17 protein-coding genes and 2 pseudogenes are annotated in these 21,971 nt (G+C 45.6%); 8 read left to right on the top strand and 11 right to left on the bottom strand.

Features of this window, described 5'->3' with window-relative positions:
* Positions 1–155: 155 nt before the first annotated feature.
* Both ACHZBS_RS22945 and ACHZBS_RS22950 read right to left on the bottom strand, forming a co-directional pair.
* Entirely contained in the window at positions 156–941 is a 786-nt protein-coding gene (locus tag ACHZBS_RS22945; protein WP_319408820.1) for an SDR family NAD(P)-dependent oxidoreductase, read from the bottom strand.
* 63 nt (positions 942–1,004) lie between these two features.
* Positions 1,005–1,259, bottom strand: a complete 255-nt coding sequence (locus ACHZBS_RS22950) for a carboxymuconolactone decarboxylase family protein (protein ID WP_394708020.1) — start codon at positions 1,257–1,259, stop codon at positions 1,005–1,007.
* Positions 1,260–1,724: 465 nt separating this feature from the next.
* Between ACHZBS_RS22950 and ACHZBS_RS22955 the strand changes: the two genes are divergently transcribed.
* Positions 1,725–4,262 carry a pyruvate formate lyase family protein gene (locus ACHZBS_RS22955; protein ID WP_319408821.1) on the top strand — a complete coding sequence of 846 codons (2,538 nt, stop codon included), beginning with the start codon at positions 1,725–1,727 and terminating at the stop codon, positions 4,260–4,262.
* A 152-nt stretch (positions 4,263–4,414) separates the two neighbouring features.
* Here ACHZBS_RS22955 and ACHZBS_RS22960 read toward each other — a convergent pair whose 3' ends face one another.
* The gene (locus ACHZBS_RS22960; protein WP_319408822.1) at positions 4,415–4,744 is read right to left on the bottom strand and encodes a hypothetical protein; all 330 of its coding nucleotides are present in this window, start codon (positions 4,742–4,744) and stop codon (positions 4,415–4,417) included.
* 162 nt (positions 4,745–4,906) lie between these two features.
* Between ACHZBS_RS22960 and ACHZBS_RS22965 the strand changes: the two genes are divergently transcribed.
* Positions 4,907–5,797 (top strand): glycyl-radical enzyme activating protein, encoded by an 891-nt coding sequence (locus tag ACHZBS_RS22965; RefSeq protein WP_324292412.1) that lies wholly within the window; start codon positions 4,907–4,909, stop codon positions 5,795–5,797.
* Positions 5,798–6,086: 289 nt separating this feature from the next.
* Entirely contained in the window at positions 6,087–7,136 is a 1,050-nt protein-coding gene (locus tag ACHZBS_RS22970; RefSeq protein WP_319408448.1) for an IS481 family transposase, read from the top strand.
* 62 nt (positions 7,137–7,198) lie between these two features.
* Here the strand turns inward: ACHZBS_RS22970 and ACHZBS_RS22975 are convergent, their stop codons facing one another.
* The 4 genes and pseudogenes from ACHZBS_RS22975 to ACHZBS_RS22990 all read right to left on the bottom strand — a co-directional run.
* Positions 7,199–7,894 carry a FadR/GntR family transcriptional regulator gene (locus ACHZBS_RS22975; protein ID WP_319408823.1) on the bottom strand — a complete coding sequence of 232 codons (696 nt, stop codon included), beginning with the start codon at positions 7,892–7,894 and terminating at the stop codon, positions 7,199–7,201.
* 98 nt (positions 7,895–7,992) lie between these two features.
* Positions 7,993–8,214: a hypothetical protein gene (locus tag ACHZBS_RS22980; protein WP_319408824.1), complete on the bottom strand. Its 222-nt coding sequence runs from the start codon at positions 8,212–8,214 to the stop codon at positions 7,993–7,995.
* Positions 8,215–8,704: 490 nt separating this feature from the next.
* Positions 8,705–8,899, bottom strand: coding sequence for a transposase (locus ACHZBS_RS22985; protein WP_394708021.1), 195 nt, complete (start codon positions 8,897–8,899; stop codon positions 8,705–8,707).
* A pseudogene (locus ACHZBS_RS22990) lies at positions 8,860–9,312 on the bottom strand (transposase); the annotation flags it as partial. The gene ACHZBS_RS22985 and the pseudogene ACHZBS_RS22990, both read right to left, overlap by 40 nt.
* 386 nt (positions 9,313–9,698) lie before the next feature.
* Here ACHZBS_RS22990 and ACHZBS_RS22995 point away from each other — a divergent pair.
* A complete protein-coding gene (locus ACHZBS_RS22995; protein ID WP_319408825.1) occupies positions 9,699–9,947 on the top strand; it encodes a hypothetical protein in 249 nt (82 codons plus the stop codon).
* Positions 9,948–10,505: 558 nt separating this feature from the next.
* On the opposite strand, the gene ACHZBS_RS23000 is transcribed toward ACHZBS_RS22995, so the two are convergent.
* From ACHZBS_RS23000 to ACHZBS_RS23010, 3 genes are all read right to left on the bottom strand, one after another.
* Complete coding sequence (locus tag ACHZBS_RS23000; RefSeq protein WP_319408826.1) at positions 10,506–11,891, bottom strand: TRAP transporter large permease subunit; 1,386 nt, start codon at positions 11,889–11,891, stop codon at positions 10,506–10,508.
* Positions 11,878–12,408 carry a TRAP transporter small permease subunit gene (locus tag ACHZBS_RS23005; protein ID WP_319408827.1) on the bottom strand — a complete coding sequence of 177 codons (531 nt, stop codon included), beginning with the start codon at positions 12,406–12,408 and terminating at the stop codon, positions 11,878–11,880. Before ACHZBS_RS23005 ends, ACHZBS_RS23000 begins: the two co-directional genes overlap by 14 nt.
* Before the next feature lie 170 nt (positions 12,409–12,578).
* Entirely contained in the window at positions 12,579–13,652 is a 1,074-nt protein-coding gene (locus tag ACHZBS_RS23010) for a TRAP transporter substrate-binding protein (protein ID WP_319408828.1), read from the bottom strand.
* 1,699 nt (positions 13,653–15,351) lie between these two features.
* On the opposite strand from ACHZBS_RS23010, the gene ACHZBS_RS23015 reads away from it, so the two are divergent.
* Positions 15,352–15,762, top strand: coding sequence for a hypothetical protein (locus tag ACHZBS_RS23015; protein ID WP_319408829.1), 411 nt, complete (start codon positions 15,352–15,354; stop codon positions 15,760–15,762).
* A 150-nt stretch (positions 15,763–15,912) separates the two neighbouring features.
* A complete protein-coding gene (locus tag ACHZBS_RS23020) occupies positions 15,913–16,701 on the top strand; it encodes a hypothetical protein (RefSeq protein WP_319408830.1) in 789 nt (262 codons plus the stop codon).
* Positions 16,702–17,171: 470 nt separating this feature from the next.
* On the opposite strand, the pseudogene ACHZBS_RS23025 reads toward ACHZBS_RS23020, so the two are convergent.
* Positions 17,172–18,223 (bottom strand): annotated as a pseudogene (locus ACHZBS_RS23025) (IS481 family transposase).
* A 292-nt stretch (positions 18,224–18,515) separates the two neighbouring features.
* Between ACHZBS_RS23025 and ACHZBS_RS23030 the strand changes: the two are divergent.
* The gene (locus ACHZBS_RS23030) at positions 18,516–20,972 is read left to right on the top strand and encodes a cache domain-containing protein (protein WP_319408831.1); all 2,457 of its coding nucleotides are present in this window, start codon (positions 18,516–18,518) and stop codon (positions 20,970–20,972) included.
* A 502-nt stretch (positions 20,973–21,474) separates the two neighbouring features.
* Positions 21,475–21,969 (top strand): isoprenylcysteine carboxylmethyltransferase family protein, encoded by a 495-nt coding sequence (locus ACHZBS_RS23035; RefSeq protein WP_319408832.1) that lies wholly within the window; start codon positions 21,475–21,477, stop codon positions 21,967–21,969.
* Positions 21,970–21,971 lie beyond the last annotated feature (2 nt).

The raw sequence follows: 21,971 nt of genomic DNA on the forward strand, positions 1-21,971 counted from the left end.
ATATAGAGGCCCACGCCTCACACCATAGGCAGATTTACTAAAATAAAAAGACAGGTACGACCCTTTTTGGGAGGAGGTGCCGCGGGCCCTACCTGATTCGGCAGTAGGAGGACGGACTGCAATTTGGGCTGAAATATAAATGTGCTGTCGTAGAATTATCCTTTGGAGCCTAAGCGCAGACCCCCATGGATAAAAAAAACTTCGCCGCTTAAAGCTTCGTTTTTGTATATATCACCGACAAACATGGCCACTTCTTCCGGTTCCACCAAACGACCAATGGGAACTTGGGCGAGAATTTTTTCCAAGGCTTTTTGGTTCATGCCTTTCGCCATGGGTGTGTCGACGTAACCTGGCGCCACTGCCACACAACGAATCCGTTCAGCTATTCCCCGTCGGAAAAATTCAGCTGTAATCACTTTGGGCATCACGGACATGGCGGCTTTGGTTGAGGCATAATTGATCTGACCAGCAGTGCCCAGAGATCCAGTGGAGGAAACCAGACAGATCAAGCCTCGGCAGCCATGGTTAATCATACGTTCGCTGCATTCGCGAACCGTCAGAAAAACGCCGTTCAAGTTAATATCAATTACCTTCTGAAATTGATCCAATGACATTTTTTTCGTGACTTTACCGGTCTCACGATCAGGCGATACCAAAAGGCCATCAGAAATGATACCGGCAAAAGGTGCCACCAGATTGATCTGGCCAAACTTCTGGATGGCCGTCTCAGCAAGTAAGGCACAATCTTTCTCCCGAGTCACGTTGCATGGTATCGTGACCACATCGCCACTGAGTTTTTCAGCAGCCTGCTTGAGTGCCGACTCGGCCACATCACCAATTACCACTTTACCACCGTTCTCTAACCAGTACTTGGCAAGAGTGAAACCGAGACCGCTGGCACCGCCGGTAATAACGGCAACGGAATCTTTAATCTTCAACATTTGCGGGCATCTTCCGATAAAATAAGCGTTTAATTTTATCTGCCGTCTTTTCCACTCAACCAGTCAGAGCCATTCCTCTTTTTCAAAAACTTCACGCGAAGCATTTATCCCGTTGATGGCAGCTGGGCATCCTGCAAACACAGCCATTTGAAGGGTTATCTCGATAATTTCCTTTTGCTTGCAGCCAACATTCAGAGCCCCTTTGATATGGACTTTAAGCTGGGGCATGGCTGTTCCCATGGTAGTCAATGCCGCAACCCAGCGATTATCGCTGCGCAGTTTACCGCCGAAGGGTAGATTGAAGTCTTCGAATTCCAATTGTCGCTGATTGTGTCGATACATGGGCAGAGCCGGATAAAGTGCAAGGGTTTTGAATGAAATGGGAGCAAATACGTTTCACTTTTCCGGCCATTTATTACACAATTAAATAAATTTATCAATAGGTTAGTTAATATTCAGGAAGCCCTAAGTTGTTTCACTATACAAAAGTGTAAACATCTGATGACATGATGAAAAAATGACGGTATTTAGTCTAAATTACCTCAATTTAGTAAATTTGCCACATTTTTTTGGTTAAATAGATCAGATCATCAGATTTCTGTTGACAGCCTAAATTCTCATTGATATGCAGATAAACGATTTAGGCATTTGAATTATTAAAGTCTATCAAACTCATTAGATTTAATCAGTGCAACGAGGGTAAAAAATATTGGAAAAATCTCGTACGGCATGAACAAGAAAGTTCCATATCCTTAACCCAATTCAAGGAGGTATAAGAAAATTATGGCAACGGCAACGAGGGTAAAAAATATTGGAAAGATCGTACCGCTTGAACAAGAAAACCTATCGAGGTGTATAGCGGAGATTGATGATCCGGTAGGTGCCAGAAACTGGAGTTATGATCCGAAAATAGTCGAAGATATTAAAAAGCTGGAGATAGGCTCGAGGCTTCAAGGACTCCGGGAAGAAGTCAGGGTTACCACGCCCCAGTTATATATTAAAGATAGAGCCAAACCTGTGCTGGAAAGCTATAAGGAAACCAAAGGAGAGGACCCGGGAATAAGACAGTCAAAAGCGCTGGCAAGGGTCCTGCGAGAGATTCCGGTAAACATTAGACCAGGCGAATTAATTGTGGGTGCTCTTACCAAAACCCCCAGAGGCGCTGCATGGTTTCCTGAAATTGTTGATTGGCTTATCGATGAAATAGACGAAGTTCCCACCAGGGCCTGGAATCCATTTTTGATTTCCGAGGAAGATAAAAAATATTACCTGGAAGAAGTGCATCCTTATTTTAAGGATAGATGCAGCTTAAGCAGAATCCAAAAACAATTGCCGGACGATCTAAAAGAAAAATATCCGTATGGTCTATGGACCAACGGTATTTCGCAGGAAGGGCATATTGGCCATATCATCGTTTTGGATCGGCCAAGGTTGCTAAAGGGGATTTGCTGGTACAAAAAAAGAGCTCTGGAACTAATGGAAAAGGCAGATGCATACGATCCGCAATACCCTGACAAGCTTTTGTTCTGGAAAGGCATTGTTATTGTCTGCGATGCGGTGCGGGACTTTGCGAACAGGTACGCGGAAGAAGCGCGCAACTTGGCCAAAGTTGAAAAAGACGCCAAAAGAAAGGCAGAACTGGAAAAAATAGCTGAAATATGCGAGTGGGTGCCCTGGAATCCTCCTCGCACATTCCACGAAGCATTGCAGGCCGCCTGGTTTATTTACCTTGTTTATTACCTTGAAACCAATATGACAGCCCAGTCCCCCGGAAGAATCGACCAAAAATTCTATTCCTGGTTCAAAAAGGATGTTGTTGACGAGAAAACGCTCTCCATAGAAGAAGCCAAAGAGTTGCTAGGATGCTATTGGCTGAAGGTAGCCGAAAACTCGAAAATCAATTCAGAGGTCGAATCCAGATGGAGAACCGGCAACGTGATGTTCCAAAGTATCACACTGGGTGGAACCGACAAAAACGGTCAAAGCGCGGTCAATGAACTCAGCTACCTAGCATTGAAGGTCGAGGATCACATGCATTTAGATCAGCCCAATGTTGGCGTATGGGTCCACGATAACGTTCCCGATGATTTTCTGGAAGAAGCCGCAAGGGTCGTTGCCCGTGGGGGGGGGAAGCCCATGTTTATGGGCGTCAAAAGCAGAGTGCAGCACTTTATGGATGTGGCAGGCCTTCCTAAAGATGCGGCCATGCAATACGATTCACTTGGCTGCAGCTTTATGTGGAACCCTTACTACCCCCATTACGATCATTCAAACGATATTGTCCCGGGCAAAGCTTTGGAACTGGCCCTCAATAACGGCGCAGACCGAAAGACAGGAAAGCAGATTGGCCCTCAAACAGGCGATCCCAAGAAATTCAAAAGCATGGAGGATGTAGTAAAGGCATGGGAGGCACAAACCGCCTATGCAATGCAATGCACCTGCATCCACGCCAACACGATCCACAAGGTTTGGCAAGAGTACTTGCGCGTTCCTTACACTTCAATGTTGCTAGGCACCTGTTTGACGGATGGAAAAGATATTGTCAACGGAGGCTCCGGGGGCTTTAACAACAGTCCAATCGTATCCATAGGATCTGTTAATGTCATCAACTCCTTAGCGGCTCTGGAAAAGGTAGTGTTTAACGAAAAGAAAGTCACCATGGCCGAAGTGATCGATGCCCTGGATAAAAACTTTGAAGGCTACGAAGAACTTCAGAAGCAGCTGTTGAATGCCCCGAAGTACGGCAACGACGATGAAGTGGTAGATAAATGGATTCGGCCGCATCAATATTTTATCACGGAAGAATTACTCAAATATCCGATGCGCTCCGGCAGACAGCGGAAACACCCGGGTTGGGAGCACTTATCAGCCAGTGTGCTATTTGGATGGTCGACAGGAGCATTGCCCGACGGCAGGAAAGCAGGGGTGCCTTTTGCCGAGGGAGGAATTTCGCCTATGCAGGGAACAGACACCTCAGGACCAACCGGTTCAATGCGGTCTGCAGCCAAGTGGGATTTTATCAGCATGCTGAACTGTATTTACAACCAGAGGTACCATCCTACGGCGCTTGGAAGCGACGAGGACATTAAAAAATTCACCACATTGGTCAAAACATACCTGAATCGGATGGGCGATAAGGGCGGACAACATCTTCAATGCAATGTGGTTTCTTCGGAAACCCTTAGGGCGGCTCAGAGGGATCCGGAGAAATATAGAGATTTAACCGTCAGAGTGGCGGGCTACACCGCTTACTTTACGGAGATCGCCGAGGACCTCCAGGAAGACTTGATAGCAAGGACGGAGTATTCGGAAGTCGCTTGATAGAAAAAAAGAACCGGTGACCGTTCGTCGAAGCGAAGCGGAGACCTTTGACATGGAGCACACCCAGGTTAGATTTTTGGCAAGGAACACAGGCGGAGCTGGTCTGTCTTGGTTCCTGGAAACATGGGTTCGAGTCTCCATGTCAAAGGCGGTCACGGCCATTCAGCCCCATTACCGGTTTCCGGCTTTTTCAGCCGGTGCTTTGGTGCTGCATGAACGCCGCAGAACAGATCCTGGTTGTAGAGCTTGAAACTAATCATCTTGACGATTTCTTCAACCTCTACCGGCGTGTTCCTTGGAGCAGCGAGAGGGCGTCGCGACCAGCTCCCACTCCCGGAATTGTCATCTTTAAGATGGCCCCCGACCCATTTGTACACCCAAGCTCTTGGTTTACCGAACGATTTACAAATCGATTCCGGATTTTCGCCACGCTCAAATCGTTCAACGGCCAAAATCCATTGCTGCTTGTTCTCCTCTCCCATGAACAGATCCAATTTAATTCCGGTGTTGATGGAATGATGGAGTGACTATTAGATTGTCAATGAACTTTGTTTACGATGTGGTGGCACTCAACTACCATAAAATTTAAAACAATTCCCTTAGGACACGGAAAGAAGCGAGGGGTTTAGGAGGTCGCCTTAAATATGGAAACAGGAATAATTTTCGATATAAAAAACTTTTCGATCCACGATGGCCCCGGGATAAGAACAACAGTCTTTTTGAAAGGGTGCCCGCTACGATGCCTTTGGTGCAGTAATCCGGAATCGCAAAAAGCGCAACCAGAGTTAATGATGTACCCTGAAAGATGCGTTGGTTGCGGTAAATGCGTTGAAGTATGTCCAACGGGAGCAGCAAATGCTTCCAAAACCGTCAGGGAAAAGTGTAAAGGCTGTGGCAAATGCGTAGAAGTCTGTCTGAGCGAGGCAAGGAAGCTTATAGGAAAACGGGTGACATCTAAGGATATTGTTGAAGAAGTCGCGAAGGACAATATTTTTTATGCTGAATCCGGTGGGGGAGTAACTTTGAGTGGAGGAGAGGTTGCTATGCAGCCAAAGTTTGCTACTGAAATTTTTAAGATGTGTCAGGAGCAAGGTATTCATACTGTAATGGATACAACCGGTTATTGCAAATGGGAGACCTTTTCGAAAATAGTAAGATATGTAGACCTGGTTTATTTCGATATCAAATGTATCATTCCGGAACAGCATGTAGAAATAACTGGGGTGGACAATGGCATGATCTTAACGAATCTAAAAAAAATGGATGAAATAGGAAAACTTTTTTCCATCAGAATGCCGATAATTCCAGGTTATAATGATTCTGAAAAAATATTGCAGGCTACAGGGGAGTATTTACGGGAATTAAAATCAAATTTTATTGTGTTCCTTTTGCCGTTTCATGCCTACGGCGCATCAAAGTACGAGAAATTGAATCTTGTGTATAAGCTTGGAAAACAAAAAAACCTGGAGAAAGAAAAACTAGTACCGATCAAAAATAAACTTGAAGAATATGGATTGGAAGTCAGGCTGCAGTAATGCCTATTCCATGAATCCGGCAAGGCCCAAGAATGAACACCAGTCTATCCAAAATGATAACTTATTTTCCTATTATATTAAAAAGCGGAAGCTCGCGTAGCCGTCCTTGCAAAGTACGGCTGCGCACAACTTGCCGCCTTGGACCATCGGCTTGCGATTCCCCGTGAATAATTCAAAGGAGATTAAATTTATCTGTATGAGGACGGACTTGACTTGACACCTTGCTAAAAAATGGGTGGTCAGATACCTTCTGGATTGTCGCCAAACAATCTAAAACAGGAGGCACATCATGACCACCCAAGACAAAATCGCAAGAGCTAAACTCAGCATACTGGAACTGGCCGAATACCTCAAGAATGTTTCCCAGGCCTGCCGCATCAACGGCGTTTCCCGCCAACATTTCTACGACATTAAAAAAGCGTATGAAGAGCACGGCCTTGAAGGCCTCAAGGATAAAAGCCGGCGCAAGCCGTGTATCAAAAATCGGGTTGCTCCTGAAATTGAAGCGGCCGTGATCAAAATGGCATTTGAATATCCGGCTTATGGTCAGGCACGAGCTGCCAATGAACTGCGTAAAGAGGGCATTCTGGTGTCATCCGGCGGTGTTCGAAGCATCTGGATTCGGCACGATCTGGAAACTTTCAAAAAACGTCTGGCATCGCTTGAAGAGCGGGCAGCCAAAGAAGGCATTGTTTACACCGAGGCCCAATTGACGGCGTTGGAAACAGCCAAGCGCAGTCGGGAATCTCACCCGGATGAAATCGAAACCCAACATTCGGGTTATCTGATCAGCCAGGATACCTTTTATGTCGGGTATCTGAAAGGTGTCGGCCGGATCTATCAGCAAACGGTGGTCGATACCTATTCGTCGGTGGCCTTTGCCAAGCTGTATACGGCCAAGATCCCCGTCACCGCTGCCGATACGCTCAATGACCGTGTGTTGCCTTTCTTTGAGGAACACAATGTCCCTGTATTGCGGGTATTGACGGATCGGGGAACCGAGTTTTGTGGCAGCCTGGATAAACACCCTTACGAGTTGTTCCTGCAACTCAACGAAATCGACCATACCAAAACTAAGGTCAGAAGCCCTCAAACTAATGGTATTTGCGAGCGTTTCCACCAAACCGTGCTGAATGAGTTCTACCGTGTGGCATTTCGAAAGAAGCTGTATCGTGATCTTGAGACTTTACAGATCGACCTGGATGAGTATATGGACGAGTATAATACAAAACGAACCCATCAGGGAAAACGCTGCAAAGGTCGTACGCCAATGGAAACATTCATTGAAGGCAAGCAGCGATATAAAGAAAAGAATCTGGAAAAAATAAATGCTGCATAACTGTCGTTGACACATCCAGAAGGTTTCTGACCACTGTCAACTCAAGTTCCGTTCAGGACAATTTATCCGAAAAGCGACTTAATAAAAGCTTCTTTGGCAATCGACAGATGTACTCGCATCGCGCGTTCCGCACGTAAGCCATCGCCTGAAATTATAAATTCAAGGATATCCTTTGCTGTATTTATCGCTTTCTTAACATTACCGGGTGAAGAAGTTTCTAAAATAACTGACATTTTCTTATTTTCTATTAAGTGTATCGCTTTTAAAATTTTCCCAAGTTCGGGGTTTTTTGCAGCTTGAGCGATCGTCACATGGAAGTTGATATCTTCCTTCAGGTACAAGTGAACTTCTTTATAGGTTCTTTCCAATCTATCATAAGCTTCTTTCAATAAAACAATCTGCTCCTCACTGATAAATTCAGCCGCTTTTCTGACCGAATAGCATTCCAAAACCTCTCTGATTTCCATGAGATTGTATACACTGCCTGACTTAAAAATATCATTTATACCAGATTCAACAGGTTCAGTTTCAACAGTCTTTTCCTTTACAAAAGTACCTTTACCCTGCATAGAGACGATAATATCCATAACTACTAAGGCGTTGATCGCTTCTCTAATTGAGGACCGTCCGACACCATAATTATCTGCCATCTCTTGGTGGTTAGGCAATTTATCCCCAGGTTTCAATTTTCCGGACGAGATATCTTTAAGGATTTCCTTTATAACTTTTTCAGGGGCCGATTCAATTTTAATTTTCATGAAAATACCTATAAACTCAGATTTCGCTTGTTCAAAATTGCTTTTCAGAAATTAGTTCTTCTTTGTCACATTCTTAATTTGCTGTGTCCTCTGACAATTCAAAGTTCACGTTGCTTGTGGTAGGCATAGTCGATGGATGCCTGCCGGCGTTTATTCCGGACTTCAAGTTGCCTGATCACTTCCTCCAGTGTAACGGCTCTTCGTGGAAGTAAAAATTTGAGGATATTAACAATATCAAAGCAACTCAATAGCGGATACATGCCTTTGAAGAGCATCCGCTGTTCAAGCATGAACAGCATCGCCATCATTACCATGGCCATGTGGTGATGCCAACTGCGCCATTTTCTGGCTTAGTATTTGCCCATACCACATTTTGGGTCTTGGCCTCCTGAAAGTTTCGTTCAATCCAGTACCGGTGGGCCTGCATAGGCGCCAATCGTTTGTATGGCATCGATGCAGGCGCATTGCTCAGACTGTATTTGATATCAGTCCACAGCTTACCCTTGGCGGCATCGCGGACACGTATTCTTTAACATTTTGACGCCGGTTGTCGTTCAGCCCATTTGTCGACCCGGATCGATGCACATTGCACTTTCAACTTCGATGGCTTGCGCCCTTTTTTTCGATGTAACTGGTGGAACCGTCGGATCAGGATCTTCAAGATAGAGGTGCTGCCTTTTGAAACATCCGCCATGAAAGTTTCCTTCAGCCGGTCCAACATGTGCATGAAAGTCGAGTCTTTGCAATAAAAAGCATCGGTACCGATCCATCCGAATTAGGCATCGTAAACACCCGTTACGATAACCAAAATCACGGCCAGGTCCTGCTTGCGATGAAATTCGCGTTAGGAACGCCGGATTCCCGGCAGTGTTGTTCATCGTCAACCCACGATTGTGGTAAATATAAACGGAGGCCGATGGGTGTCGCGTGTTGACCGTGACACAGGGTCGAATAGACACCGACCAGGCAGTTGTCGGTTTTTCCGAGCTGCCCGCACCATTCCATTGTCGGGATACCTCAACGGATTTGTCGCCTTTTTTGGGCATGCCCGATTCGTCCAGGATCAGACAAATATTTCCTCGACCGCCAAGAAGAATGTTAGCATCATGGGCAACTTGTCCGACCACCCGTTGATCGTCCCAGGGCGAATTGGTTAGAAAATGCTGCAGGGCTTGATCGTCGCAGCCTGGAACAGCTTCGGCCATGTGTTCCGTAATTTTCTTGGAAGACAGAATCAATCCTTTAAAGTACTGCTGGGAAACTTGCCCAATATCTCTCGTACACAGCTGGAATATTAAGGAATATCTGCGATAAAAGTCGACAAAATAAGAATCTACGCCCCCGAAGGGGCTGTTGTCATGAGTAGCTCTTTTGTATTGTGTGTGCTGGCGTTCTGTTTGATTGGATAGTTGGGCTATTTACGCGAAGATCAATGCCCCATCGATTTCGTTTTCTCATAGCCCGCACATTAAACATTAAAATAATTATTACATTATGTTAAATGTATTCTAGTCGATATTTTTATATGTGACAAAGTAGAATTAGAAAATCAACAAAAATTCAAGTAAATGAATGAAAAAAGAAAAAAGGGGCTATTTTAAACGCTATTGCCACATAAATACCTTAAATAACTTAGAATACGCCTATTTTTTTCTTGTCAATAATATGTGATTTCAATTGCTTACGAAAAAGGCATTTATGCCCAAACCGGTCATCAACCAAGTCCGTACCAAATCGGTTGGATTTGCTCCGATTCTGGCGCATTATTTCGATAAATGCGTCATTGTGGATATCGTTGATGAGGATGTTTCAACCGATCCCAATTGAACGGTCGGCTCGTAAAAACATCCAGGCGCGGGGCAAAGGCCTGGAAAACTGTATGCCCAACCGTAAAGACTACCAGGCACCAGAAGCCGAATATTTGCTTCAAAAATTCGAGCACGTGGTCAGCAGGATTATTCGTCTTCCCGACGAAAAAAATTATGGCTCCGTATCCGAATTGACTGAACTGCAAAGCGACATTTTAGTCATACTCGATTTGCCCGAACGCTGATACTCCTATGCGTTTCTTTTCGATAGTTCATAGCGCCTCATAGCGCAGGCGGAAGGAGTTTGAATTATCGAAAATTATCAAAATCTGTTTTTCAAAGAGCGAAATCAAAGTAAAAATGTTTTTTGGTTTGATCAATGTCCAATTAGAGACCGCTGAATAACAAGTTGTGTTCAATCCTATCTGAATTCATGAAGAAAAACGCCCCAATGCGATGGTAGATTCATGTTGAATAAATATTGAATCCGGAAACCACATCACCAGCCGCCGCCACCTCGCCCGCCGCCTCGAGACCGGCCACAGTCGGCGCGACCGACGCCCCACCCGCAGGGTATTTTCCCTGGAGCGAAGGAGGCCGGCCCTATTCACCGAAGCGGTCTTCACTTTGATCAGTAAATCGCGAGATTCGGGAACGGGTGACGGCATCTCTTGCCAAGCCAGTTTCCTGACATCAGCATTCCTCTCAATCACCATCGCCTGCATGCACACCCTCCCTGTTCTTTTACCCTTCAAGTCAAAAGACTTGTATCGGTTGGCGCCCCTTTTTGACCGTCGAGACAATCACCTGTACGCGAACGCCGGCAGCCAGAGAACCAGTTGGGGAAAAAGAATAATGGCCAGCAGACCTATAAGTTGCAAGATAATAAACGGAACCACGCCCTTGTAAATGTCGCTGAGATTGATGTCTGGCGGAGTGATTCCCTTAAGATAAAACAAGGCAAATCCGACTGGAGGCGTCAAAAAAGATGTCTGCAGGGTGACAGCCACCATAAGTATGAACCAGATCACTTTTGGTTGGCTTACAACCCCATAGCCGTTCACGGAAATGTCCAGGGCCGAAACTACAGGTGCAACCAGTGGAAGAACAATCAGAGAAATTTCGATCCAGTCCAGAAAAAAGCCGAGCAGAAAAACGATAAACAGGATAAAGCAGATAATTCCATAATCTCCGAACGGAAGGCTCGTCAAGAGCCTTTCGACCAGTTCGTCCCCACCCAGACCCCGCAGCACCAGAGCAAAACAAGTCGCGCCGATCAATATCCCGAAGATGTAAGCGGTGGTGTTATAGGTAGAATAGAGGACCTCTTTGAGGACGGGAAAATTTAACCTTTTGTAAAAAATGGCGAGGGCCATGGCCATCAGAGCCCCGACTCCGCTGGCCTCTGTGACGGTGGCAATGCCGGTAAAGATGGACCCGAGCACCGATAAAATGAGGAATAAGGGCGGAATGATGCGTTTTATGACTTCGAAAAGGACACGCCAAGTAATGGGGCGGCGTTCCGGCGCCAGGGGCGCGGCATCCGGTTTGAGGTAGCAGTAAACGAGCAGATACACGAGGTAAAGAAACGCCAGCATAAGTCCCGGCAGAACGGCCCCCAAAAAAAGATCACCGACCGAGACACTCAACTGATCTCCCATCATCACCAGCATAATGCTCGGCGGGATGAGGATACCCAGAGTCCCGGCACTGGCCACTGTGCCAAGCGCCAGTGACTTATGGTAGCCCTGCTTAAGCATTGCTGGTATACTTATAAGCCCCAGCATTACGACCGAAGCACCAATGATTCCCGTGGATGCGGCCAGCAATACCCCGATAAACATCACGGTAATGGCAAGCCCCCCGCGAACCTTGCCGAAAAGCTCTTGGGCCGACACCATGAGTCGTTCGGCAATGCCCGACCTGTCCAGCATCAATCCCATGAAGATAAACATGGGCACAGATATCAGGACCCAGTTGCTCATCGTATTATAGATACGGGGTACAACCAGCCCAAAATAATTGAAATCGAGACCAGTGGTCGTCCCCAGGTACTGATCGGAAAAATACCCGATACCGGTAAACAGGATCGAAATCCCAGCCAGGCAATAGGCAATTGGATAGCCCGAAATCAGCAGCGCAATAAACGAGACAAACATCGCTAAAACGAGATAATCATTGATTTCCATGTCTATTCCCGAACAAAAATAGTAAAGACCGCGTCATTCGCAAGAAGATAGCTGTGCCGAAAAATACGAAACTGATAGGAATGACAGCCTTGATGGCCCATCGCCACGGGAGCCCCATCGGAGCCACGGACCGTTCGCTGTGAATCCAGGAATCAAGAAAAAACTGGTAGCCGTGGATGATGATTGCGACGGTAAAAGGCAGCATGAGAAACAGGGTACCCAGAACCTCAATCCAGTGCCGCACTTTTTCCGGGAACCGGTTACTGATAAGATCAACCCGGATATGGGAGTTTTTGACTACTGCGTAGGAAAGGCCGAACATTAAGGCTAAACTGTAAAGATGCCATTCGATTTCCTCCAGAACAACCAGGCCGTTGTTGAAACCGTAACGAAGCAACACCTGCAGTACAATGACCAGAATCAACAGACCGTTGGCCCATGCCATGATTCTGCCAAAGTCCAGGAACAGATTGTCCAGCCTGTCCAACGGGCTATCTTTTTTCTTTGAGGATTCCATTTTAACACCCGCCCTATACAATCGGATCAATGCGGTTTCCCGCAACTTGTGGGGGAAACCACATCCAGTTATCCAAATTCATCGATTGTGAGGATTCTTACACCTGCCCAGGTTGTCTTTGAACATCAAGGGCGTGCTGCAACCTCTATCGATCACCGACATGACCTGCTTTACTCCTGTTTCGGCAGATGGGCTACACTCTCATAAGGCTTGCATTGGTTCGACCAGGCTTTATAGTCTTCCCAGACCTTCTTGAAAAACGCGTCCTTGGCCGCCTCTTCTTCAACCACTTCAAGCCATGTTTCTTTATACAGCTTCAGCATTTCAGGAGACCATTCCCGATTTTGCGTACCGTGCTTTTCTAAATTTTCCGCTACCACTGGGCCCTGTTCAGAATACGATTTTGCCATGGACCACGTATTGATTGCACGGGTTGTGACCTCAATGATGGCCTGTTGCTGGGGACTCATGGAATTCCAGGTATCCTTATTAATCAGAAGCTCAAGATGGGTGACAGGCTGGTGCCAACTCGGAAAATAATTATATTTCGCTACCTTGTAGAACCCATACCCGGTATCGACGGAAGGCGTCGCAAACTCAGTCGCATCAATGGCACCTTTTTCAAGAGCCGGAAAACACTCGCCGCCAGGCATCGATGTAACGGAAGCCCCTAGCTTGCTGAGCACTTTTCCGCCAAGACCGAAAAATCGAATTTTTATCCCTTTAAGGTCTTCCGGGGTGTTAATCTCTTTTCTGAACCACCCGGCTGTTTCCGGTGCAAGAAAGCAGAATGGAAACACTTTTACATTGTATCCGGCGTTATCGTACATTTCCTGGTAGAGCTTTCCACCATTACCAAAGTACAACCAGCTGATATAATAAGGAGTACTCTGACTGAAAGGAATGGCCGTATAAAACTCGGCAGTTTTGATTTTTCCGGCAGTATATCCGGACGCAGTATAACCTGCGTTAACCTTTCCGGTGGAAACGGCATCGAGAATTTCATAGACCGGCATAAGTTTGCCAGGCTCGTAGATTTTTACTTTCATGCTGCCATCGCTCGCCGACTCGAGATACTCTTTAAACGTCAGCGTGACTTCACCGACGGTCGGCATGTTAGTGGAAAAGGCAACCGGTAGCTTCAGGAGGATTTTATTTTCCTTTTCGGCTGCCCACGCCGTCGTATTCAATGCCACTAAAGTGATTGCCAATAGTGCCAGGATAAATTTTTGCTTGGATCTCATATCGAATCTCCTCTGTTGATGTGGGTTAACTTCAAAACGAATCATGCATTGATTAAGTGAACGTAAAAAATTTAAGTCGCATTGATCCACGGCCGGGTGGTCAATGAGCATCTTAATTATGGTCGGCACAGTAAACATTTTGGTGACCCGGTGTTTTTCGATAGTATTAAACAACAGTTCTGGATCGAAAAATTTTGAATCGAGATATCACTTGGAATTAGAGTTGTCAATATAAATCAGATGATCTGATGTATAAAACGAATTTAGCGATAAAAAGCCCACTAAAACGCGGAAATTTCCGATTAGAAAGTTGTATGAAAAATAATATATCAGAAATCAGGAGGTTAAACGTCATTGATTACCGAGATAGGAGCGCTAATGCGGAGCTATTTTTTTTCTTACTAAAACAATGTATTATAATTCTTTCTAAAATATTATAGATACGAGGTCCTGCTTATGTAATAGAATTAGAATAGAGATTGCAAACGAACAACGGAACCAGATAGAGCTGATAGTCAGATCATCAGCTCCTCATGAAAATTCTATAGGCCGAAAGACACGCGATCCTTCTTTCGTTTGCGGCCAGTAAGCGGAAAATGGCCTCAAATCGACCTATCCAACCGGGGCGCATAATATAAAATCCATGAATTAGCACTATAGGGCGTGCTTCAGACGCTCAAAACATGTAGGCACACGAATCGCCTGTTGCGCTTTCAATAGTATAGAATACACACTTTATGCGTAAACATGTATCTGCAATTAAGGACCGCATTGGCAAAAAGACGGCCGACTACTACATATGGTGTTTGACCTCTTCCCGTGATTAGTTGTTTTTTATTTGGATATTACAGGGGAAAATTTGGCCTCAATTTTTCGTACAGCTCCAACTAATCGGTGTTATTGAGAATCTCCAGACGGTTTTGATACCATAATGGTAAAATAGAGTTCTGTGCATACAAAGACTGAATACAAAACGGCATGCCAAAGGTGCTTTTCAAGGGGTTGCATGCAGTTCTAACCCATTGAAATCAGGTATGACGTGGAGGAGTCGAGGAGCTTTCACGCCGGCGACAGGGGTTCGAATCCCCTTGGGGACGCCACTTTTAAAATATATGTTATTCCCTATGTACTGGCCGTTTGCGAGGATCTTAACCTCGTAAGCGGTCTTTTTGTTTTCAGGGGGCGGGGTAATTGACGGCTCCTCAGACGGCTTTTTGTTTTTCGGCTCCATACATGACTTTTGGGGGCATCTCAGTTACCGTAACTATGAACGTTGGAATTTTGTATGAATGGCTGGTGATGAGTTGGAGTAATCCCAAAAATTTTAAGCGTCTACAGATTTCAGATACCCATTTACGTATCTTTATCAGCGCCCAGCTCCCCACGAGGTTACATAATCCCGTCTATCCCAACATTTGACGGAGTCTGCCAACGCAAGCTAATCTCCATACATCACCACCTTGACATTAATTTATCGCGTACTGTAAGCTTAATTTATTCCTACCCCATATGACGCTTTTTGCGCCGAATAAAATTAGATCTATTGTGATATCAGACGTTTCCTGAAGTTCTGTTTCCTTTCTTGGACATCTACGCGTTTCCTATGCTGAAACGGGGTAACGGTTTTCATTAAATAGGGAATGATGCCTGCCGGGTATGGCGAAACGGTAGCAATATACGAACAGATAGGAGGAGAAATATGAAAAGATTTAGCATTTCATTATTGGTGATTGTTTTTGGATTGTTGGTCTCCATATCGATTGTAATTGCTGAAACGTTTATCGATACGACACATGATAGCCGCGTAATAGTCGCTTTCAAGGTTGCTGAGAAATCTGCCCAGGAATGGCTACCAGATGGGTGGTCCGTCGCGCCGTTCGGAAAAGGCCCACTTGCAGGCAGTAATCTGCTGGTCGTTTTCCATGACCGTCATCTAATTCTCGACCCTGACGGTAAACCTTCAGCGGTGCCACATTATCGCGACGTCGCTCTGGCAACCCTATCGAGCCAAGCCACCTCTGGTGAGACTCGGCTGTATGCAACGCGTGTCTACATCACCGATTCAAGCTTTGCAATTTTCAACCTGGTGGTTATCTCAATGTATCTGTAACTCAAAAGTCGGATGGTTCTTTCTGAATAACATTAAATTGGTGACGATACAAAGATCTTCACAGTAACTGGTTGGAGTAACAGATCGGTTGAAGAATTGCTGCAATAGGCCAATAGTCCCTAACCTTTAGATATAAGAAAGGAGGGCGACATGTTGTCAAGATGCCTCTTAGGGATATTCGGATTGATTTTTTTCCTGAATGCCGGTGCCTCAGAATGTCTTGCATATAAGCCCGTGACAAAAATGGATACTCAGACCCAATGGCCTTATCAAGATCCTGGTTCCGAATTTAAATTTGATGTACCTATGGACCCTTTTGATACTTCCTTCTGGCCTAAGACCCAAGTGCCAATGGACCCTCTTGATCCTTCCAATTGGCCCAAAACTCAAGTGCCTGGGGATCTCCTTAATCCTTCCAATGAGTATTTAAAGAAACTGTTAGAATATATAAACCAAGCAAAGGAAAAGAAATCTCAATCGGAAAAACCTGCATCAAGTCCTTCGGTTAAAGACATGCCTCCTGTTGAAGTTCTGATAGAAGCCCCTGATCTAAAAGAATCATACACAGAGTTAATGAAAGAGCGGCTGAAACTTGCCAAGGCGGAAGCTCAATATAGAAGCAAGGTGTTCGAAAAAATGTCCGAGAATGTTGATTCTCAACTATCGATCAGGAAAGGAGCCTTTAGGCTGCAACAGTTTTTCGGGTGGGCAAGCCTTGTAGTGGTTCATTTATTATTGATAATAGGTATTTTTGCATTCATTAAGGAATCTAAAGAGGCTTCTAAACTCAGGGCTTCAGGTCTATCAAACGAGGAACTACAGATAAGCATGGCTGGCATAGCCGTTAAATCATCCTTTCAGAGCCTAATAATCTTGGCAATCACGTTAGCATTCTATTTCCTTTACCTGAGATTCGTATTCCCGATAAGTGAACTATAACCCTTGAGATCCAAATCGCAAAACCGACTTACCGACGAAGACGCCTATCAACTTAAAAATTGCCTGACAATACGGGAATCCGGGACGATGTTTACAAATTGCACTAATGGAATAACTCTGATGGATATCTGCAATTTTATGGAAAATTGGATGGTCTCAATAAATCTGAAATCCAGCCAATACCAAGATGTGGTATTAGTATCTGTATCCGGAAAGTATACGATCCCAGAGGAATGGGAAGTGAATATCTGCAATTGGGGCCTATCGACATGATCTTCGATAGAATCACGCCCCTACCAATACATGTTAAGCATCGCCAGTTGGAACAATGCCGGCTGACGCATTAGGTTCACAACAGCGTCTCTTTGCTTAATGCAAGAGTGGTCACCCTTAGCCCCCATATAATAAACTGTCCTGAACGGAACTTGAGTTGACAGTGGTCAGAAACCTTCTGGATGTGTCAACGACAGTTATGCAGCATTTATTTTTTCCAGATTCTTTTCTTTATATCGCTGCTTGCCTTCAATGAATGTTTCCATTGGCGTACGACCTTTGCAGCGTTTTCCCTGATGGGTTCGTTTTGTATTATACTCGTCCATATACTCATCCAGGTCGATCTGTAAAGTCTCAAGATCACGATACAGCTTCTTTCGAAATGCCACACGGTAGAACTCATTCAGCACGGTTTGGTGGAAACGCTCGCAAATACCATTGGTTTGAGGGCTTCTGACCTTAGTTTTGGTATGGTCGATTTCGTTGAGTTGCAGGAACAACTCGTAAGGGTGTTTATCCAGGCTGCCACAAAACTCGGTTCCCCGATCCGTCAATACCCGCACAATACAGGGACATTGTGTTCCTCAAAGAAAGGCAACACACGGTCATTGAGCGTATCGGCAGCGGTGACGGGGATCTTGGCCGTATACAGCTTGGCAAAGGCCACCGACGAATAGGTATCGACCACCGTTTGCTGATAGATCCGGCCGACACCTTTCAGATACCCGACATAAAAGGTATCCTGGCTGATCAGATAACCCGAATGTTGGGTTTCGATTTCATCCGGGTGAGATTCCCGACTGCGCTTGGCTGTTTCCAACGCCGTCAATTGGGCCTCGGTGTAAACAATGCCTTCTTTGGCTGCCCGCTCTTCAAGCGATGCCAGACGTTTTTTGAAAGTTTCCAGATCGTGCCGAATCCAGATGCTTCGAACACCGCCGGATGACACCAGAATGCCCTCTTTACGCAGTTCATTGGCAGCTCGTGCCTGACCATAAGCCGGATATTCAAATGCCATTTTGATCACGGCCGCTTCAATTTCAGGAGCAACCCGATTTTTGATACACGGCTTGCGCCGGCTTTTATCCTTGAGGCCTTCAAGGCCGTGCTCTTCATACGCTTTTTTAATGTCGTAGAAATGTTGGCGGGAAACGCCGTTGATGCGGCAGGCCTGGGAAACATTCTTGAGGTATTCGGCCAGTTCCAGTATGCTGAGTTTAGCTCTTGCGATTTTGTCTTGGGTGGTCATGATGTGCCTCCTGTTTTAGATTGTTTGGCGACAATCCAGAAGGTATCTGACCACCCATTTTTTAGCAAGGTGTCAAGTCAAGTCCGTCCTCATACAAATAAACCACACGTTTGATTCGGTATAGTCCTGTGGGACTACTGTGCCTTTGTAAAACATCTCTGAGATAAGATATCCCTTATAACTTGCTCTGTTTCCGGTTTCTGCTATAGTAAACACAGCGGGTTCAAGCTTACCATCCTTACTAATTAGGAAGTCACGTTCAACTTACTTGGTTTGCCGGTTTCTTTGGGAAATGCAAAAAAAAATCTCAATTAAATACAAAATGATCCTCGGAGGTATCACCGCAGTTTTAATTCCCTTTTTGATTGCAGGTACGATCATTTATGTCCAGCTTTCCAAATCACTTCTTAAAAGATCCAAAGAGGTAGCTGTGCATGTGGCAGAGGATATATCCGCATCTATTGACGAAACGTTCAGACAAGAGGTCAAACTGGCTTCGGCTATTGCCGCGGATCCGAACATTGTCGAGTCTGCTCTCACTGGTGATTATCGAGCCGCCCAGAGGAGTCTACAGGCAATTTTTAGCCGCATCGGAAGCAAATTTTTCACGATTTTTTTGCTGGATCAATCCGGGATCGCCAGGGCAGATGCCGTTTTTAAGCAACAGATAGGATTGGATCTCTCCACCCGTGAATATTTTATTAAAGCCAAAGAAGGAAAGACCAGTGTGGTCGGCCCAGTACCTGCCAGAGGTAGTGCTACACCGAGTGCTCCTATTATCGTGGTAGCTGCGCCCATTTTACATGAGAAAGAATTCCTCGGAATGGTCGGTCTCCCATTTGATATTGATTACCTGGAAAAAATCATATTGAAGAAAAGGTTCGGAAAGACGGGGTTCGGCTACCTAATCAACAATGAAGGGCTGGTATTGGTTCACCCGAGAAAGGAATTCATTCTCAGGATGCGCCTTCTGGACCAACCCGGAACAGGGGAAATTAAACAGGTGTTGACAGGTGAAAAGACCGGTACCGCATCGTATCTTTTTGAAGGATCTAAAAGAATTGCTGGTTTTTCACAAGTTCCCCTTACCGACTGGATCGTCGCCTTTTCCCAGAGCGAAGATGAAATAATGATTCCAGTGAACCAGACATTGTTCGCCATTTTCATTAGTGGAAGCCTTTTTCTGATTCTTACTATCACTGGAATGTCTGTTTTTTATAGCAGAGTTAGTACCCCCATTCAAAAAATAATGGCGCTAATGAAGCAAGTCACACACCATTCTACCGAAGCGATTATGCAAATCGGGCTGGACCGAAAAATTATTCACGCCAATGAGGCCTTTGAAAAAATTACCGGGCAAAAAACTGAAGAGGTGATCCATCGAGAACCCATCCTCGATAATATGGGAAAAATCCCGGCGGAGGTGATCTGGCAATCCCTGGAACGCGGAATACCTTGGTCGGGTCGGGTAACAATTGAAGGGGACAAGCCGGAACCGGTGACTATGGACATCATGCTCGTGCCGCTAAGGGACGACAATGGTGTGATACACGGATACCTTGAAATTGGACGAGATGTCACGGCGGAACTGAAGCTTGAAAAACGGCTGCAACAGGGACAAAAACTAGAATCCATCGGAACATTGGCCGGGGGCATTGCACATGATTTCAACAATATTCTAAGCGGCATTTTCGGTTATGCAGAGCTTGCGCTGATGATAAAGGGGCATGATCCTGATACTGAAAGATCTCTTCGCGGAATCATGAAGGCCTCAGAACGGGCGCGCGATCTGGTCAGCCAGATCCTTACCTTCAGCCGCCAAACGGAAACCGAATTAAGGCCGATGCAGCCTAAAACAATATTGAAAGAAGTACTAAAACTTCTTCGGGCCTCCATACCGGCCACCATCGATATTCAAGCCCAAATAGACAGCGATGCAATAATTTTGGGGGAACCGACCCAGATCCATCAGTTGGTCATGAATCTTTTTACCAACGCTGTCCATGCCATTGGGGACAAAGCTGGATCGGTGCGATTGGAGTTGTTGGATTTCATGGTGGATGAAGAATTCAGCCAGACTCATCCGGACATGAATAAAGGACGCCACATTCTCCTTCGCATATCGGATACCGGGATCGGCATGGCACCAGAAATCCGTGAGAAGGTGTTTGAACCTTTCTTCACCACCAAACCACAAGGAACAGGGACCGGGCTCGGCCTTTCCGTGGTGCATGGCATCGTCAAGAAAATAGGTGGGACGATTTCCGTTTACAGTGAGAAAGGGAAAGGGACTGCTTTCAGCATTATAATCCCCTGCACGGAAAGCGAGGATCAGATTCTAATCCCAAGGGATTTAGCTCTCAAGCGAGGCAACGCGCGTGTGGCGGTGGTCGATGACGAGCCGGACATCACCGCGACCTTACAATCCATCCTTTCCAATCTCGGTTACCGTGTATCAGCCTTCACGGACGGCCGGGTGGCATTGGAAAGTATCATTTCGAATCCCGGCCAGTTTGACCTCATCATTACCGACTACACGATGCCCCAACTAACAGGACTCGAAATCGTACAGCATTTGAGGGATGCTGGCATCGAAATCCCTGTGATACTGACCTCAGGCTATATGGGCAAAGAAATCGATAATGCGGCCAAGCAGGCAGGCACTTTGGAATTCCTTGCCAAGCCGATCAATACATATCAATTAGCAGACGCTATGCACAGGATCCTGAAAACCCGTCAAATGTTGTGATAAATGGGATTATGTTAGCTCGTTGAAAATTTGGCGCGGGTAAAGATTAGTACAGGGTATCTATTGCAAATGTCCCCATCGAAACCGTGGATATCTCCAACTGATCACCAGATTGGGCAATGACCGAAAAACAAAGATGATCTCAATACATCTCAGGTGGCCACATTTCTGTGATAGATTCATTTTCCAGATGTAATCTGCACCGAACTGCCAATTCGGTCGCCCCATATGTAGTGGTGCTTCAAATTAAATATTATTTCAATTACTTTCCAGCATATGGCAAGATACATGTAGATGTCGCAAGCACAAATAGCTTCAGTTCTTGTGATCTATCCTGCACCGAAACATATCGAACGCCATGCCTCGCATCATAAACAGAATTAGCTACGATACCTTTCAAGAAAAAAGTACATGACAAACAGGTTGTCATATTGACAACAATGTTGCCGTATGTTATCTTGCCAGAAAATGACACCCCTACCCAACCAGAAAGGAGATTAAAATGGCTTTGGCAGCTGTTGCAAACAATTTTGAGCAGGATTCCCCTGGAGTAGATATTATGCCGCCCATGATATTCTATACGTGCCTGGCATTTGGGGCCGTGCTTGATTTTTTTATGCCACACGATTTCGCCCTGCTCTCGAGACCGTTGCGTATCCTTTTAGGGCTGGGGTTGGGGGGTGCTGGCTTTACCTTAATGATGATGGCCCACGAGAAGTTTAAACGCATTGGCACTAATGTACCTACGAATCTCCCCGCAACCACCTTGGTCGTGCATGGAGTGTATAGGTTTAGTCGCAATCCCATGTATGTCGGTGGTTCCGCCTTTTTCCTGGGTATCGGGCTTGTGGCTGGCAGCTTTTGGATGATGGCTTCCTACCTGCCATTGGGGCTTTACCTTTCATTCTATGTCATTCCACGGGAAGAAGCTTACATGAACCGGAAATATGGTGATGCCTACCGAACATATTCTCGTCAAGTCAGGCGATGGTTGTAGCG

This window comes from uncultured Desulfosarcina sp. (genome assembly GCF_963664155.2).
In the GTDB taxonomy this organism is placed as follows: domain Bacteria; phylum Desulfobacterota; class Desulfobacteria; order Desulfobacterales; family Desulfosarcinaceae; genus Desulfosarcina.

Bases quoted from the DNA above. Each gene is read 5' to 3' on its own strand.
- ACHZBS_RS22945 (WP_319408820.1), bottom strand. From the start codon at position 941: ATGTTGAAGATTAAAGATTCCGTTGCCGTTATTACCGGCGGTGCCAGC.
- ACHZBS_RS22955 (WP_319408821.1), top strand. From the start codon at position 1,725: ATGGCAACGGCAACGAGGGTAAAAAATATTGGAAAGATCGTACCGCTT.
- ACHZBS_RS22960 (WP_319408822.1), bottom strand. From the start codon at position 4,744: ATGGGAGAGGAGAACAAGCAGCAATGGATTTTGGCCGTTGAACGATTT.
- ACHZBS_RS22965 (WP_324292412.1), top strand. From the start codon at position 4,907: ATGGAAACAGGAATAATTTTCGATATAAAAAACTTTTCGATCCACGAT.
- ACHZBS_RS22970 (WP_319408448.1), top strand. From the start codon at position 6,087: ATGACCACCCAAGACAAAATCGCAAGAGCTAAACTCAGCATACTGGAA.
- ACHZBS_RS22975 (WP_319408823.1), bottom strand. From the start codon at position 7,894: ATGAAAATTAAAATTGAATCGGCCCCTGAAAAAGTTATAAAGGAAATC.
- ACHZBS_RS22980 (WP_319408824.1), bottom strand. From the start codon at position 8,214: ATGGCCATGGTAATGATGGCGATGCTGTTCATGCTTGAACAGCGGATG.
- ACHZBS_RS22985 (WP_394708021.1), bottom strand. From the start codon at position 8,899: ATGGAATGGTGCGGGCAGCTCGGAAAAACCGACAACTGCCTGGTCGGT.
- ACHZBS_RS22995 (WP_319408825.1), top strand. From the start codon at position 9,699: ATGTTTCAACCGATCCCAATTGAACGGTCGGCTCGTAAAAACATCCAG.
- ACHZBS_RS23000 (WP_319408826.1), bottom strand. From the start codon at position 11,891: ATGGAAATCAATGATTATCTCGTTTTAGCGATGTTTGTCTCGTTTATT.
- ACHZBS_RS23005 (WP_319408827.1), bottom strand. From the start codon at position 12,408: ATGGAATCCTCAAAGAAAAAAGATAGCCCGTTGGACAGGCTGGACAAT.
- ACHZBS_RS23010 (WP_319408828.1), bottom strand. From the start codon at position 13,652: ATGAGATCCAAGCAAAAATTTATCCTGGCACTATTGGCAATCACTTTA.
- ACHZBS_RS23015 (WP_319408829.1), top strand. From the start codon at position 15,352: ATGAAAAGATTTAGCATTTCATTATTGGTGATTGTTTTTGGATTGTTG.
- ACHZBS_RS23020 (WP_319408830.1), top strand. From the start codon at position 15,913: ATGTTGTCAAGATGCCTCTTAGGGATATTCGGATTGATTTTTTTCCTG.
- ACHZBS_RS23030 (WP_319408831.1), top strand. From the start codon at position 18,516: ATGCAAAAAAAAATCTCAATTAAATACAAAATGATCCTCGGAGGTATC.
- ACHZBS_RS23035 (WP_319408832.1), top strand. From the start codon at position 21,475: ATGGCTTTGGCAGCTGTTGCAAACAATTTTGAGCAGGATTCCCCTGGA.